Raw genomic sequence first — 13,384 nt, 5'->3', positions numbered from 1 at the left:
CGCGAAACGCCCCGCCGGTCCGGCGGGGCGTCATGGCGGGACAGGTCTGGCTGCCTCAGGCCGCCTGCACCTCTTCCAGCGTCGGATAGTCGATGTAGCCTTCCTTCCCGCCGCCGTAGAAGGTGTCGGGATCTGGCTCGTTCATCTCGGCGCTCAGCTTCATGCGTTTCGGCAGGTCGGGGTTGGCGATGAACGGACGCCCGAAGGTCACGGCCTCCGCATGGCCGCTTTCGATCGCCTCGCGTGCCATCTTGGCGTCGTAGCCACCATTCGCGATGTAGAACCCGTCATAGTGCTTGCGCAGACGCACCAGCAAGTCACGCCCGCCGGAATCGTCATTGCCCGGAAAGCTTTCGACCACGTGCAGATAAGCCAGCTGATAGCCTGACAGCATTTCGTAGACCTTGGCGAAATGCGCTTCGGGATCGCTGTCGGACATGTCGTTGGCCTGCCCCAGCGGCGACAGGCGCACACCGGTTTCCGACGGCAGCCAGTGATCGGCCACGGCGTTCAGGACCTCTTCGAGGAACTTCATCCGGTTCTCGATGCTGCCGCCGTATTCATCGGTGCGGTCGTTCACGCCGTCCTGCAGGAACTGGTCGATCAGATAGCCGTTCGCCGCATGAACCTCGATCCCGTCAAAGCCGGCCATCTTCGCCAGACGCGCACCTTCGCGGAAATCCTCGACCGTGGCCTTGATGCCCTCGATCGTCAGCGCCTCGGGCTTCGAGCAATCCTCGAACCCGTTGGCGGTAAAGGTCTGCTGGTCGGCCCGCTTGTCGGTAGAGGACACGGGGCTGCGGCCCTCGGGCAGCAGGGACACGTGGCTGATCCGCCCGACGTGCCACAGCTGGATGATGATCTTGCCGCCCTCGGCGTGGACGGCATCGGTGATCTTCTTCCACTGGTGCGCCTGCTGCTCCGTGTGGATGCCCGGCGTGTCGAGGTATCCCTTGCCCATGGGCGAGATCTGCGTCGCCTCCGTGATGATGGCGCCCGCGCCGGCGCGCTGGCGGTAGTAGGTCGTCGCAAGCTCGCCCGGCACGCCGTCGTGTTCGGCGCGGTTGCGCGTCAGCGGCGCCATCAGGACGCGATTCCTGATCTTGATCGCCCCCAGATCGGTGGGGTGGAACAGCGGGTCGTCCTGTGCGGCAGTTTCGGCGGACATGGCAGGTCTCCTGTCGTGGTTCATTCACTGATTGAACGTCCCCGCGTGGCCCTTGTTCCGCTTGGCTGTCAGTGTCCCGTCACCGCCCCGTGAACCGCGCGGGGCGCTTTTCGACAAAGGCCGTGACCCCTTCGACGAAGTCCGCCGTTCGGCCGCATTTGCCCTGCAATTCGGCCTCCAGCGCCAGCTGATCGTCCAGCGTGTTGTCGTAGGATGTGCGCAGCGCGGTCTTGATATGCCCATAGGTCGCCGTCGGCCCCTTGGCCAATTGCAGCGCCCGCTTGCGCCAGTGATCTTCGAAATCGGCGGCTTCCGCCATTTCGTAGATCATGCCCCAGTCCACCGCCTGTTGCGCCGGGATGTTGTCGGCGAACAACGACGCCCCCATGGCCCGCGCCAGCCCAATCTGCCGCGGCAGGAACCACGTCCCCGCCGCATCGGGGATCAGGCCGATCCGGGCGAAAGCCTGCACGAAATAGGCATCCGACGAGGCGATCACCACATCCGCCGCCAGCGCAAGGTTCGCCCCCGCCCCCGCCGCGGGCCCGTTGACCGCGGCGATGGTCGGGATCGGGCAATCGATGATCGCCCGCAGCATCGGCACGTATTCATCGCGCAGCACCCCTTCGAGGTCGAGGCTGGCGGTCACGTCGCCCGACAGTTCCTGCCCCGAACAGAACGCCCGCCCCGCTCCGGTCAGCACCGCGACGCGCCCCATCTGCGGCGCCGCCGTGAAGGCCTGCGTCAGCTCTGCCCGCATCTGCCGGCCAAGGGCATTCATCTTGTCGGGACGGTTCAGGGTGATCGTGACGATGTCGTCGCGGCTGTCGACGGTGATGGCGCTGTAGTCCATGCGGGCGGTCCTTTGTGCGATTTGCGCCAGACTAGCGACGTCAGGCCCGCGATAAAGGAAAACCGCGCGTCACGAACGCAGAATGCGGTCCACCTCGGCCCGCTCGGCCTCGGTCAGCGGTTCCTCCGCCGGGGTCCGCCGCCGGATCGTGACCCAGCCCACCAGCAGCGCCAGCAGCAGCAGCACCGGCGCCGCGGCCCAAAGGATCAGGTTCGCGCCGCGGGTATCCGGTTCCAGCAGGATGAACTCTCCGAACCGGGCCACGAGGAAATCGACCACCTCCTGATCCGTATCCCCGGCCACCAGCCGCTCGCGCAGCAGCACGCGCAGGTCGTGGCTGATCGGGGCATTCGATTCGTCGATGCTCTCGTTCTGGCAGACGGGACAGCGCAGCCCTTCGGAAATCTCGCGCGCCCGCGCCTCCAGCACAGGGTCGGCCAGCATCTCTGACGGCTGGACCGCCCAGACGGGCGCCGCCAGCAGCAGCAGAACCAGCAGCAGCCGCTTCATTCCGCGGGCACCGTGGACGCACGCCGGGCACCGACCGCAAAGCGCAGCCGCCGGTCGGTGAGCGAGATCAGCCCGCCGATCGCCATCAGGATCGCGCCGCCCCAGATCCAGTTGGCAAAGGGCTTGATGTAGACCCGCATCGCATAGCCGCCGTCGGTCTGCGGATCGCCGATCACGACGTAAAGATCGCGCAGCACACCGTTCTTAATCGCGGCTTCGGTCGTCGCCATCTGCGCCACCGGATAGAACCGCTTTTCCGGCACCATGGTGATCGGCGCACCCTTGCCGCGGGCCGCCGTCACCGTCGCCATGGTCGAGGAATAGTTCGGCCCCTGCACCTTCTCCACATCATCCAGCGTGAAGTGGTAGGCCCCGACGTCGAACCCCTCGCCCACCTGCGCCACACGGATATCCTCCTGTTGCCAGGCGGTCATCGCGGCCACGCCGAAGATCGTGACCCCCATGCCCGCATGGGCCACCGTCTTGCCCCAGTCGCCGCGCGGCAGGCGCATCACCCGGCCCAGCCGGTCCGACAGGCCGCCGCGCCCGGCACGCAGCCACAGGTCGACCACGGCACCGCCGACGACCCAGACGCCCAGCAGCACACCCGCCGGTCCCAGCAGCGACCGCCCGGCATAGATGGCATAGAACAGCCCCGCCATCGCCAGCGACAGCACAGCCAGGCCCGCCAGCGGCAACCGCGCGCGGCTCAGGCTGCCGCGCTTCCACGCCAGCAGCGATCCCAGCGGCAGCACGATGGCCAGCAGCACCATGAAGGGCGTGAAGGCCGCGTCGAAGAACGGCGGACCGACCGACAGCGTGCGGCCAAAGGCCAGCTCTGCCACCAATGGCCAGATCGTCCCGATGAAGACGACGAAGGCGCTGACCGCCAGCAATATGTTGTTCAGCACCAACGCGCTTTCGCGGCTGACCGTGCCGAAGGCACCCTGCGCCTGCATCACGCCCGCGCGCGCGGCATAAAGCGTCAGTGACCCGCCGAGAAAGATGCCGAGGATCAGCAGGATGAATACGCCGCGTTCCGGATCATTGGCGAAGGCATGGACGGAGGTCAGCACGCCCGACCGCACGATGAACGTGCCCAGCAGCGAAAAGCCGAAGGCGAGGATCGCCAGCAGGATCGTCCAGCTTTTCAGCGTCTCTCGCTTTTCCACGACGATGGCGGAATGCAGCAGCGCCGCCGCGATCAGCCAGGGCATGAAGCTCGCGTTCTCCACCGGGTCCCAGAACCAGAAACCGCCCCAGCCAAGCTCGTAATAGGCCCACCATGATCCCAGTGCGATGCCCACGGTCAGGAACATCCACGCCGCCAGCGTCCAGGGGCGCACCCAGCGGCCCCATGCGGCATCGACCCGCCCCTCGATCAGGGCGGCGACGGCAAAGCTGAAGGTCATCGAAAGGCCGACGTAACCGAGGTAGAGGAACGGCGGATGGAACGCGAGGCCCGGGTCCTGCAGCAGCGGGTTCAGGTCGCGCCCGTTCAGCGGAGCCTCTGTCAGCCGCAAAAACGGGTTCGAAGTAAAGAGAATGAAGGCATAGAAGGCAACGGAAATGCTGGCCTGTACCGCCAGCACCCGCGCCTTCAGCGTCTCTGGCAGGTTGCCGCCGAACCACGCGGCACAGGCGCCGAACAGCGCCAGGATCAGCACCCACAGCAGCATCGACCCTTCATGATTGCCCCAGACGCCGCTGATCTTGTAAAGCAGCGGCTTGGCCGTATGGCTGTTGGCATAGACCAGCGCCACGCTGAAATCCGATACGATGAAGGCGTGCATCAACACCGCAAAGCTGAAGCCGACAAGGATCAGCTGACTGTTGGCGGCCGGATCGGCAAAGGCCATCCAGCCGCGCCACCCCCTGTGCGCCCCGATCAGCGGCACGATCGTCTGGGCAAGGGCGACGCCAAAGGCGAGAATCAGGGCGAAATGCGCGAGTTCAATCAACATGACCCCGGATATAGCGCATCCCGTGGGCGCGGGATACGGGGCGGCGCACAAATCGACGTGCGCCGCGCCGCGTCAGACCCGGAACCCGCCCTGCATGGCATAGGTCACACCGCCGACGATCAGTGCCCCGATGATCAGCCTGACCAGCCATTTCAGCGTATCCTCGATCGCCAGCAGCCGGTCGGCCACGTTGATCCGATGCACCGCATTCACCGCGTGGTGGGTCTCCAGCTCGACCAGCCGCTTCTCGACCGTCGCGGTCCAGTCAGTCTGCATCCGCCTGCCTCCACCAGTCTGCCAGCGCCGCGTTGTCGGCATAGTCTTGCGGTGCATCAGGCGAAGCGGGCGCGACAGCCGGGTCCGTGCGCCCCCGGTCAGCGGCCAAGGCCTGCCCCATCAGCACGGTTTCGGCGACGGAGCGCTGAAAGTCCTGCCCCTTCGCCTGATAGCGTGACCCGAAATAGAAGCTGACGATCGCTCCCATCAGCCACCACAGGGGCTCCGGGATCAGCGCAACGCCTACCATGCGGCTGGAAAACCAGTCCGGGCTGGTCATGGCGGACACGAACAGCCCCAGCGTGCCCAGCGCCAGCATTGGGCGCGGCAGGCGGTTCAGCCCGTCGATCACCCTGTCGAACAGGCCCGCCCGCTGGCCCGCGAACTCTCGCGCGAACTGCTCCAGCGCCGCGCGCTTCTCGTCGGATGCGCGCGCCGCCCCGTTTTCGGTATTTTCGCGGAAGGCCTCGACCGTCCGCACCAGCCCGCCGCCCTGACCCAGCGCCCAGCCCATCACCCTGCCCATCAGCCCCATCGTGCCACCCGTTCGCGATGTTGCGCTTCCGTCAGCCGATAGCGCGGCGCCATGAACGCCTCTGCCCGCGTGATCCAGCCGCCCTTGCCGCCGTCCTTTCGCCGGGCATAGCGGCGAGACGCCGGGCGACTGTCGGCCAAGGCGTAATAGTAGTTGCGCCGCGCGATGCCGTAGGCGTCGCCCAGATGATCCGGGGCCGCCGCCATCGCATGTCCTGCCGCCGCTGCGGTCTTCGGCCCGATCACACCGTCTACGTCAACGAAGACCCGCATGGCATTGAAAAGGCGCTGCAATATCTTGACGGCTTGAATGCCCGCATTGACATGCATGTCGAAGACGCTGGGTTGCAGCGGGACCGGAAGCCGCGCGATCCCCGGCGCCTCGAAGTAATGCTGGACGAAGATCGCGACGGCCTGCGCCTCGCTCAACCGGCGGACGTCGGCGGTGTCGATCCGTCCGTCGCCGGTCAGATCAAGGCCGAGACGGCGCATCGTGTGGATCGTCGCCCCGTGGTTCGTCGCCCCGCCCGGATCGTTGGGGTCATCGACGAAGCCCCCCTCGCGCCGCACGATGTCGACGGCGATCTGTTGCACGCTCTGCATCATCTTCCCCTGCCAGTGCTGTCGCCGGCAAGGGTCGGATGGATTGGTTAATTGGTCGCGACGTCGGCGTTCGGTGCCACATAGACACCCTGTTCCTTCAGCGCGTCGACGACCTCCTTCGGCATGTAGGACTCGTCATGTTTCGCAAGTATTTCAACAGCTTGGAATGTCCCGTTCACGTAACGCCCCTGCCCCACCATACCTTGCCCCTCGGCAAAGAGATCCGGCAGGATGCCGGTGTATGTCACGGGAATCGAAGCCCCCCCGTCCGTTACCTTGAAGGTGACCTCGGTGCCCGCGCCGCGGGTCAGGGACCCGTCCTCGACCAGCCCGCCGATCCGGAACAATTCCGTCTCGCGTGGCGGATCGGCAGCGACTTCGCTGGGCGAACGGAAGAATTGGAAAGACTCGGACGGCAGCAGGGCGAGGATGCCGAGGACCGCGGCGATGCAGACGCCGGACAGCGCCAGCACCTGAATGCGGCGCTTCTTGCGCAGGCCCTTCACGGCCGGTGCCCCGTCACGGAAAGACGGGGGCCAGCATCAGCCCCTCCGTTTCCGGCAGGCCCAGCATCAGGTTGGCGTTCTGCAACGCCTGCCCGCTGGAACCCTTGGTCAGGTTGTCGAGGGTCGCGATGATCTGGCAGCGGCCGGCGATCCGGTCCTTGACCACGCCGATGTGGCAGAAGTTGCTGGCCCGGATGTGCTTGATCGAGGGGTGCTGGCCCATCGGCAGCACGATCAGAAAGGGCTCGTCGGCGTATGCCTCGGCCAGTGTGCGATGCACCTCCTCCGCCTCTCCTTTCACGTAGACGGTGGCGAGGATGCCGCGGTTGGCGGGGATCAGATGGGGGGTGAACTGCACCTGCACGGGGCGGCCGGCGACCTTGGAGAATTCCTGATCGAATTCGCCGAGGTGGCGATGGGTGCCGCCGGCGGAATAGGCGTGGGCGCCTTCCGACAGTTCGGCGTGCAGCAGGTTCTCCTTCAGCGACCGACCGGCCCCCGACACGGCGGCCAGCAGGTCGATGATGATGTCGTCGAGGTCGATGACACCTGCGGCAATCAATGGACGCAGGGCATATTGCCCGGTCGCGGCGTTGCAGCCGGTGCCGGCGACCAGACGCGCGCCCGCAATCTCCTCGCGGTAGAACTCGGTCAGACCGTAGACCGCCTCCTTCTGCATCTCGAGCGCGGCATGGGGCTTGCCGTACCACTTTTCGTAGTCCGCCCCGTCGCGCAGACGGAAATCGGCGGACAGGTCGACGATCTTCAGATGACGCGGCAGCTCCTTGATGACGGCCTGAGAGGTCGCGTGCGGCAGGGCGCAGAACACGAGGTCGACACCGTCGAAATCCATGTCCTCGATGGTGGTCAGCGCCGGAAGGTCGAGGTGGCGCAGGTGAGGGAAGACGTCGGCCATGGCCATTCCGGCCTTGGAGTTGCCGGACAGGCCGACGATCTTCATCGATGGATGGGTGGCGATCAGGCGCACGAGTTCGGCGCCGGTGTAGCCGGAAGCGCCCAGAATGGCGACGTTGTGGGTCATAGGTCGGATCCCCCTTTGGGGTGAATTTATGGTGACGGGCGGATGACGGCAACCGTGTGCGGGTCAGGCTGCCGTGAAGGTGATCCCGTGCCCAAGGAACTGCGTTGCCCGGGCAGAGACCTTCTTGGGGTCGCCGGTCGTCAGGAACTGGCTTTCGGTGCCGCTGCCGACCAGCGCGGGTCGTCGCGACAGGTAGTCCGCAAGGCTTTCCGCCACCAGCCGCGCCTGAGAGAAGACGGTCACGTCCGGTCCCAAGGCATCCTGAAACACGTCGGCCATCAGGGGGTAATGGGTGCAGCCCAGCATCGCGGCATCGGGGTCGGGCATCTTGCGTTTCAGCGCATCGACGTGGCTGCGCACCAGCGCCTCGGCGAGGATGAAATCGCCATCCTCGATCGCGTCGACGACACCGCCGCAAGCCTGCGCCTCGACATCCACGCCGATGGCGCGAAAAGCGAGCTCGCGCTGGAAGGCACGGCTGCGCACCGTGGCGGGGGTGGCGAAGAGCGCCACATGCTTGACGGCAACCTCGCGCGGGGGAGAGTTGTCGCCCCACTGGCGTTCGGTCAACGCCTCGATCAGCGGGACGAAGACGCCGAGGACGCGCTTGTCCCTGGGCACCCAGCCTTCCTGCATCCGGCGCAACGCCGCGGCGCTGGCGGTGTTGCAGGCGAGGATCACCAGATCGCAACCGGCGTCGAACAGCCGCTGCGTGGCCTGTGTCGTCAGGTCATAGATGTCGTCCGCGTCACGCACGCCGTAGGGCGCATTGGCGTTGTCGCCCAGATAGACCAGCGGCAGGTCGGGCAGCCGGGTGCGGATCGCCTCCAGCACCGTAAGGCCGCCCAGACCGCTGTCGAAAATTCCCACCGCCATGGCGCACCCTCTGCCTTGCCTTCACTGATGACCCCGCACATTCGCGCCGCGGGGCCTTGGGCCGCAGCATAGGTGCCGCCGCAGCGGAAATCCATGCGTCCTTTGCCGGATCGGCGTGCCGCCTTCAGGACAGGCGCAGGCGGTCGCGCACGCGCCTGCCGCCTGCCCGCGCCTTATCCGGGGTAAGATTGGACGGTGGGGTTAAGGAATTGTAAATGCGCGCAAAAGCGTCATTCCGCCGCCATCCGCGCGGGCCCGTCGCGCAGGCGGGCGAGGAGCACCTCGCGCTCCTTCTCTGCCTTGGCGGCATTGGCGGCCTTGACCGGGCCGAAACCGCGAATGGTCAGCGGCAGGCGGGCCAGCGCCACGGCGGCGTCGGAATCCCGTGCGGCCGGTCCGGCCAGCGTGTCCATGTCGCTTTCGTATTGCGCGACGAGGGCGCGTTCCATCCGGCGCTCGGCGGTATAGCCGAAGGGGTCGAGCGGCGTGCCGCGCAGCACCTTGAGCCGGGCGAGCCAAGGAAAGGCGCGCCCCATCCCGGCGCCGAAGGTCTTCTTCTGCGGGCGACCGTCGGGGCCGTCCTTGGTCAGGATCGGCGGGGCGAGGTGGTAGCTGACCTTGATGTCGCCATCGAAGGCCTCGCGGGCCTTGGCCTCTGAGTCCTTCAGCAGACGCGCGACCTCGTATTCGTCCTTGTAGGCAAGCAGCTTGTGATAGCCGAGGGCGACAGCTTCCTTCAGCGCCGGGTCGGTGAAGCGATCGACCATGGCGCGATAGCGCTTGGCAAGTCGCTTGTTCTGATAGGCGGTCAGATGACCCTCGCGATAGGCGATGCGTTCATCGAGGGATTTCGGTAGCGCCATGATCTTCGGCTGGCCGACCCGGCCCGCCTCCTCCGGGTGCAGGACCGCCCAGCGCCCCAGCTCAAAGGCCCGCAGATTGCGGTCCACGGCCGCCCCGTTCAGCGTGATCGCCCGGCGGATCGCCTCGCCCGACACCGGGATCGCCCCCATCTGCCACGCGGCGCCGAAGATCATCATGTTGGAAAAGATGCTGTCGCCCATCGTGGCCTTGGCGAGGTCCGTCGCATCGAAAAGATGCACGTCGTCGCGCAGCCGCGCGGCCAGCGACAGCTTCAGCTGATCGACGGGCAGCTGGAATTCCGTGTTCTTGGTGAAATCGCCGGTGATGATTTCGTGGGCGTTCACGACGCCCTTCGTGCGGCCGGTCTTCATCAGGCCGATGGTCTTGGCGCCCGCGCTGACCACGAGGTCGCCGCCGATCAGGGCGTCGGCCTCTCCGGTCGCGACGCGGATCGCGCTGATGTCCTCGGGCCGCTCGGCGATGCGGCAATGGATGTGCACCGCCCCGCCCTTCTGGGCGAGGCCCGCCATTTCCATCATGCCGGCGCCCTTGCCGTCGAGGTGCGCGGCCATCGCCAGCACCGCGCCGATGGTCACGACGCCGGTGCCGCCGACACCGGTGATGACGACGTTGTGGGTGCCCTCGATCTGCGGCAGCACGGGGTCGGGCATGTCGGGCAGATCGACCTCTGCCGTCGCCGTCTTCTTCAGCTTGGCGCCTTCGACCGTCACGAAGGACGGGCAGAACCCCTTGAGGCAGCTGAAGTCCTTGTTGCAGGACGACTGGTCGATGGCCCGCTTGCGGCCCAATTCGGTTTCCACCGGGACGATGGAGACGCAGTTCGACTGCACGCCGCAATCGCCGCAGCCTTCGCAGACGTCAGTGTTGATGAAGACCCGCTTGTCCGGGTCCGGAAACTGGCCGTGCTTGCGGCGGCGGCGTTTTTCGGCGGCACAGGTCTGGATGTAGACCAGCGCCGACACGCCCTCGACCTTGCTCAGTTCCTCCTGCACGCGCGGCAGTTCTGCCCGCTCGGACAGGGGCACGCCGGCGGGGAAGCGGGCGGGGTCGACGTCCTCCTTCTCGTCATAGACGACGCGGACGTCCTTGACGCCCATCGCCTTCAGCTCTCGCACGATCTGGTCGGCCTGCAGGTCGCCGTCGTTGTGCTGGCCGCCGGTCATGGCGACGGCATCGTTGTAGAGGATCTTGTAGGTGATGTTCGTCCCGGCCATGAGGGCAAAGCGGATCGCCTGCACGCCGGAGTGGTTGTAGGTGCCGTCGCCGAGGTTCTGAAAGACGTGGCCGCGTTTGCTGAACGGTGCCTCGCCCACCCAGTTCGCGCCCTCGCCGCCCATCTGGGTGAAGCCGACGGTGTCGCGGTCCATCCACTGCACCATGTAGTGGCAGCCGATCCCAGCATAGGCGCGGCTGCCGTCGGGCACCTTGGTCGATGTGTTGTGCGGGCAGCCGGAGCAGAAATAGGGCAGACGCGCCGCCAGTTCGGGCACGTTGTCGGCGCGGCGCGCCTCGGCCAGTTGCGCCAGGCCCGCGGTCACGCCGTCAGAGCCGCAGCCTTCCTCGGTCAGGATGCCGCCCAGCTTTTCCGCGATCCAGATGGGGTCGAGCGCGTAGCGGGTCGGAAACACCTCCTCGCGCCGCCCTTCGGAGTGTTCGTCGCCCTTGTGCCAGCCGTAGACGCGGGTGCGGGTGTCGTCGAACAGCGCCTCCTTCACCTGCACCTCGATCAGCTTGCGCTTTTCCTCGACCACCACGACGAGATCGAGCCCCTCGGCCCATTCGTGGAAAGACGCCATGTCGAGCGGCCAGACCTGCCCCACCTTGTAGGTGGTGATGCCCAGACGCTCCGCCTCACCTTCGTCGATGCCCAGCAGCGACAGGGCGTGGACGAGGTCGAGCCAGTTCTTGCCGGCGGCGACGAAGCCGATCCGCGCGCCCGCCTTGCCCCACTTGCGCTGGTCCATCTTGTTGGCGCGGGAAAATGCCTCGGCGGCGAAGCGCTTGTGGTCGATCATCCGCGCTTCTTGCGCCACGGGCGTGTCGACCAGGCGGATGTTCAGGCCCTCTTCCGGCAGCTTGAGGTCGGGCGTCACGAAGGACAGCCGGTGCGGATCGCCGTCCACGACGGATGTGACCTCGATCGTGTCCTTCATCGTCTTCAGACCGACCCAGACCCCCGCATACCGCGACAGCGCCCAGGCGTAGAGGCCGTAATCCAGCACCTCCTGCACGCCGGCGGGGCTGACGATCGGCATGTAGGCATCGACCATCGCCCAGTCGGACTGGTGCAAGGTGGTGGAGCTTTCGCCCGTATGGTCGTCGCCCATCGCCATGATGACGCCGCCGTGGGGGGACGTGCCGGCCATGTTCGCGTGCCGCATCACGTCGCCGGAGCGGTCCACGCCCGGGCCCTTGCCGTACCAGAGGCCGAAGACGCCGTCGTATTTCCCCTCGCCCCGCAGTTCGGCCTGCTGGCTGCCCCAGAGCGCCGTCGCCGCCAGATCCTCGTTCAGGCCCGGCTGGAATGTGACCTGCGCCGCGGTCAGGACCTTGCCAGCCCGGCCCATCTGCATGTCGACCGCACCCAGCGGTGACCCGCGGTAGCCGGTGACGTAGCCCGCCGTATTCAGCCCCGCGCGTGCGTCCCGCGCCCGCTGCATCAGCATCAGCCGGACCAGCGCCTGCGTGCCGTTCAGCAGCACCGGCGACTTTTCCAGATCGAAACGGTCGTTCAGCGAGATCTCTTCCCGGCCCATCGTGCACCTCCTCATGCGCAACTTGCGGTGATCATTTCAGCATAGGTCACAAATTCTGACCTACAAAGGGTTTAATTCCACATCTCCGTTCATTGATTTGTGACAGAGCACTGCGTAAGGAAGTTTCAATGCATATGATCAACGCGCGTGACAGGAGGCTGGGATGGACTGGGACAAACTTAGAATATTTCATGCCGTGGCCGACGCGGGATCGCTGACCCATGCGGGCGACGTGCTGCACCTGTCGCAATCCGCCGTCAGTCGCCAGATCCGCGCGCTGGAAGAATCGCTCAACACCACGCTGTTCCACCGCCACGCCCGCGGCCTGATCCTGACCGAACAGGGCGAACTGCTGTTCGATGCGACCAAGTCGATGAACCGCAGGCTGGAAGCCGCCTCTGCCCGCATCCGCGATTCAGAGGAGGAGGTCTTCGGCGAGTTGCGGGTGACGACCACGACCGGCTTCGGCACCCTTTGGCTCGCGCCGCGACTGCCGAAGCTTTACGAGAAATATCCCGACATCAAGATTGACCTGATGCTGGAAGAGCGCGTGCTCGACCTGCCGATGCGCGAGGCCGACGTCGCGATCCGGATGAAGGAGCCGTCGCAGGCCGACCTGATCCGCAAGCGGCTGATGAACATCCGGATGCGACTTTACGCGACGCGGGAATACCTCGACACGCGCCCGCCCCTTTCGGCGATTCAGGACATTTCCGGTCACCGGCTGATCTGTCAGGCCCTGACGTCGACGCAGGTCAGCGCTGGATCGACCCTGATCCATCACCTGCTGAGCCACGAGGTCCAGTCGATCTTTACGGTGAACAACTATTTCGGCGTGCTGCAGGGGGTCATCAACAACCTCGGCGTGGGCGTCCTGCCGGACTACGTGACAGAGGATTTCCCGCATCTGATCCGCTGCCTGCCGGAACTCGAAAGTGGCGAAGTGCCGGTCTTCCTCGCCTACCCCGAGGAGCTGCGCCAGTCCCGCCGGATCATGGCGTTCCGCGACTTCGTGCAGGACGAAATCTTTGCCCACCGCAAGAGCGTGAAGGATCTGGCGGTGGACCGGGCCACGACCGCCTGAGGCGCTCACCGCCCGTCATGCGCGGGGCGCATAGCGGCAATGCATCTTGACATCGGCTTTTTTCTTGATTGCCCAAATATCGGGCCTTATTTCCAATCTTGAAGCGATGCGGTGAGAACCACGCGCTTCACCTCCCTGTTGGACTTCGCCGGGCCTTCGTGCCCGGCTTTTTTTTGCTCCGGCCTGTCATCTTCCTTGTGTCCGATGGGTCAAGGGCATTGTTCATCAATCCGAGACACAGGTGATAAACGTCAGATTTTGTCTGAAACGATGCAACAAACCGTATCACGTTACGATAACGGTTCCCTTACTATTTTTCCATTTCTA

General features: G+C 65.8%; 12 protein-coding genes. 1 reads left to right on the top strand and 11 read right to left on the bottom strand.

What is annotated here, in order from left to right; translation table 11 throughout:
- Positions 1-55: 55 nt before the first annotated feature.
- From BUA54_RS01425 to BUA54_RS01375, 11 genes are all read right to left on the bottom strand, one after another.
- Positions 56-1,168 (bottom strand): alkene reductase, encoded by a 1,113-nt coding sequence (locus BUA54_RS01425; RefSeq protein ID WP_072855420.1) that lies wholly within the window; start codon positions 1,166-1,168, stop codon positions 56-58.
- A gap of 79 nt (positions 1,169-1,247) precedes the next feature.
- Positions 1,248-2,021, bottom strand: coding sequence for an enoyl-CoA hydratase-related protein (locus BUA54_RS01420; RefSeq protein ID WP_072855419.1), 774 nt, complete (start codon positions 2,019-2,021; stop codon positions 1,248-1,250).
- A 69-nt stretch (positions 2,022-2,090) separates the two neighbouring features.
- The gene (locus BUA54_RS01415) at positions 2,091-2,531 is read right to left on the bottom strand and encodes a cytochrome c-type biogenesis protein (protein ID WP_072855418.1); all 441 of its coding nucleotides are present in this window, start codon (positions 2,529-2,531) and stop codon (positions 2,091-2,093) included.
- Complete coding sequence (locus BUA54_RS01410) at positions 2,528-4,495, bottom strand: heme lyase CcmF/NrfE family subunit (protein WP_072855417.1); 1,968 nt, start codon at positions 4,493-4,495, stop codon at positions 2,528-2,530. The genes BUA54_RS01415 and BUA54_RS01410 overlap by 4 nt, the downstream gene beginning before the upstream one ends.
- Before the next feature lie 72 nt (positions 4,496-4,567).
- A complete protein-coding gene (locus tag BUA54_RS01405; RefSeq protein ID WP_072855416.1) occupies positions 4,568-4,771 on the bottom strand; it encodes a hemolysin XhlA family protein in 204 nt (67 codons plus the stop codon).
- The gene (locus BUA54_RS01400; RefSeq protein WP_072855415.1) at positions 4,761-5,306 is read right to left on the bottom strand and encodes a holin family protein; all 546 of its coding nucleotides are present in this window, start codon (positions 5,304-5,306) and stop codon (positions 4,761-4,763) included. The genes BUA54_RS01405 and BUA54_RS01400 overlap by 11 nt, the downstream gene beginning before the upstream one ends.
- Positions 5,297-5,908, bottom strand: coding sequence for a holin-associated N-acetylmuramidase (locus tag BUA54_RS01395; protein WP_072855414.1), 612 nt, complete (start codon positions 5,906-5,908; stop codon positions 5,297-5,299). Before BUA54_RS01395 ends, BUA54_RS01400 begins: the two co-directional genes overlap by 10 nt.
- Positions 5,909-5,955: 47 nt before the next feature.
- Positions 5,956-6,414 (bottom strand): cytochrome c maturation protein CcmE, encoded by a 459-nt coding sequence (ccmE, locus tag BUA54_RS01390; protein WP_072855413.1) that lies wholly within the window; start codon positions 6,412-6,414, stop codon positions 5,956-5,958.
- A 13-nt stretch (positions 6,415-6,427) separates the two neighbouring features.
- A complete protein-coding gene (gene argC, locus BUA54_RS01385) occupies positions 6,428-7,456 on the bottom strand; it encodes an N-acetyl-gamma-glutamyl-phosphate reductase (protein WP_072855412.1) in 1,029 nt (342 codons plus the stop codon).
- 63 nt (positions 7,457-7,519) lie between these two features.
- Positions 7,520-8,332 (bottom strand): glutamate racemase, encoded by an 813-nt coding sequence (locus BUA54_RS01380; protein ID WP_072855411.1) that lies wholly within the window; start codon positions 8,330-8,332, stop codon positions 7,520-7,522.
- A gap of 230 nt (positions 8,333-8,562) precedes the next feature.
- On the bottom strand, positions 8,563-11,973 hold the full coding sequence (locus BUA54_RS01375) for an indolepyruvate ferredoxin oxidoreductase family protein (RefSeq protein WP_072855410.1): 3,411 nt from the start codon (positions 11,971-11,973) through the stop codon (positions 8,563-8,565).
- 163 nt (positions 11,974-12,136) lie between these two features.
- Between BUA54_RS01375 and BUA54_RS01370 the strand changes: the two genes are divergently transcribed.
- The gene (locus BUA54_RS01370) at positions 12,137-13,057 is read left to right on the top strand and encodes a LysR family transcriptional regulator (protein WP_072855409.1); all 921 of its coding nucleotides are present in this window, start codon (positions 12,137-12,139) and stop codon (positions 13,055-13,057) included.
- Positions 13,058-13,384 lie beyond the last annotated feature (327 nt).

The sequence above is a fragment of the Loktanella atrilutea genome, assembly GCF_900128995.1.
Classification (GTDB): domain Bacteria; phylum Pseudomonadota; class Alphaproteobacteria; order Rhodobacterales; family Rhodobacteraceae; genus Loktanella; species Loktanella atrilutea.
The sequence above is the reverse complement of the archived record's forward strand: the minus strand, read 5'-3'. Positions and strand labels throughout refer to the sequence as shown.